This is a genomic window from Inquilinus sp. (assembly GCF_057815775.1).
In genome coordinates, this window is record NZ_JBYRFX010000307.1 from 1 (window position 1) to 2,461 (window position 2,461).

The 2,461-nt window shown below is 68.4% G+C and carries 1 protein-coding gene; it reads left to right on the forward strand.

What is annotated here, in order from left to right; all coding sequences use genetic code 11:
- A partial coding sequence (locus AC3XYG_RS10910; protein ID WP_489139853.1) for an efflux RND transporter permease subunit occupies nucleotides 1-2,461 on the forward strand: 2,461 nt, incomplete at both ends.

A 2,461-nucleotide genomic window follows, 5' to 3' on the forward strand; every position in this document is an offset into this window, starting at 1 on the left:
AAGGTCGCGGCCCACAACCTCAACGCCAGCGAGGTGCTGGCCGCCTTGCGGGCGCAGAACCTGCAGGTCTCCGCCGGCATCCTGAACCAGCCTCCGGTGCAGTCGAAGGAGGCGTACCAGATCAACGTCCAGACCCTGGGCCGGCTGTCCACGCCCGACCAGTTCGCCGACATCGTGGTGAAGTCCGACGACGAGGGCCGGGTCACCCGTGTCCGCGACATCGGCCGGGTCGAGATCGGCGCCGCGGATTACGGATCGACCAGCTACATGGACCGGGGCCCGGGCCTGCCGCTGCTGATCTTCGCCCAGCCCGGGGCGAACTCGTTGGCGGTGGAGAGTGAAGTCCTGGGCACCATGGGGACGCTGGCGAAGGAGTTCCCGCCGGGCCTGGACTACAAGGTCATCTACGACCCGACGATCTTCATCGGCAAATCCGTCGACCAGGTGATCGAGACGATCTTCGAGGCGATCCTGCTCGTCGTCGTCGTCGTCTTCGTGTTCCTGCAGAGCTGGCGGGCCGCAATCATCCCGGTCATCGCCATCCCGGTGTCGCTGGTTGGCACGTTCTCGGTGCTCTACGCCCTGGGCATCTCGCTGAACAATCTGTCGCTGTTCGGCCTGGTCTTGGCCGTCGGCATCGTGGTCGACGACGCGATCGTCGTGGTCGAGAATGTCGAGCGCAACCTGCATCGCGGCATGTCGCCGGCGGCGGCCGCGCACAAGACGATGGACGAGGTCGGCGGCGCGCTGATCGCGATCGCGCTGACCCTGTGTGCCGTGTTTGTGCCGTCCGCGTTCCTGTCCGGCATCACCGGTGAGTTCTTCCGCCAGTTCGCGGTCACGATCGCGGCCTCGACCGTCATCTCCTGCTTCGTGTCGCTGACCCTCAGCCCGGCGCTGTGCGCCGTGCTGTTCAAGGCGCATGACCCGCACCAGGTGGCGCGGCCCAATCTAGGCCGCCGCCTGCTGCAGGCCGGCTTCGGCCGCTTCAACCGCGGCTTCGACCGGCTGTCGAACGGCTATGGCGGCCTGGCGCGCCGCCTGATCCGGGCGACGGTGGTGGTGCTCATCCTCTATGTCGGCCTGGTGGCCCTCACCGGCGTCCAGTTCGCCCGCACCCCGACCGGCTTCATTCCGGAGCAGGACCAGGGCTACCTCATCACCGTGGTGCAGCTTCCCCCCGGCGCGACGCTGGACCGCACCGAAGCGGTGGTGAAGGAGGCGACCGAGATTATCCTGACGACGCCGGGCATCGAACACGCCGCGCCCTTCGCGGGTCTCGACGCCACCACCTTCACCGTCGCGTCCAATGCCGGGACGATCTTCTCGGGCCTGCCGTCGCTCTACAACCACCACATCGACGGCGTCACCGCGAACACGGTGCTGGCCGATCTGCGCAAGCGCCTCTCGGTGATCCAGGACGCCTATGTCCTGACCATCCCGCCGCCGCCGGTGCAAGGCATCGGCAGCGCCGGCGGCTTCAAGATGATGCTGCAGGACCAGGCGGGCCTTGGCTCCGACGCGCTGGCCAAGGCGGCGCAGGCCTTGGTCGCCGCCGCCAACAAGGACCCGGCGATCGGCGGCGCCTTCACCCTGTTCAGCACCCGCTCGCCCTCGATCTACACCGACATCGACCGGGTGAAAGCCCAGAAGGTCGGACTGACGCCGACAGACGTGTTCCAGACGCTGCAGGTCTATCTCGGCTCGCAGTACGTGAACGACTTCAACTATCTCGGCCGCACCTTCCAGGTCATCGCCCAGGCCGATGGCAGCTTCCGCCAGAACGCCGGGGACATCTCGCGCCTCAAGGCCCGCAACGCCTCGGGTGAGATGGTGCCGATCGGCACGGTGGCCCGGCTGCAGGCCGAGACCGCGCCGTATCGCGTGCCGCGCTACAACCTGTTCCCGGCGGCCGAGGTCCAGGGTGTCGCCGCCCCCGGCGTCGCCACCGGCACCGCGCTGAAGCGGATGGAGGAGCTGGCGCACGAGGTCCTGCCGCACGGCATCGGCTTCGAATGGACCGAGCTGGCCTTCCAGCAGCAACAGCAGGGCACGCCGACCCTGCTGGTGTTCGGTGCTGCCGCCCTGTTCGTGTTCCTGGTCCTGGCCGCCCAGTATGAGAGCTGGAAGCTGCCGCTCGCGGTGGTGCTGATCGTGCCGATGTGCCTGCTGGCATCGGTCACCGGGCTGGGGCTGCGCGGCATGCCGATCGACGTGCTGGCCCAGATCGGCTTCGTGGTCCTGGTCGGGCTCGCCGCCAAGAACGCCATTCTGATCGTCGAATTCGCCCGCCAGGCGGAGGATGAGGGCGCCACCCCGGCCGAGGCGGCGGTGCGGGCGGCACGCACCCGGCTGCGGCCGATCCTGATGACGTCCTTCGCCTTCATCCTCGGCGTCGCGCCGCTGGTGGTGGCGACCGGTGCGGGGTCGGAGATGCGCCAGTCGCTTGGCACGGCGGTGT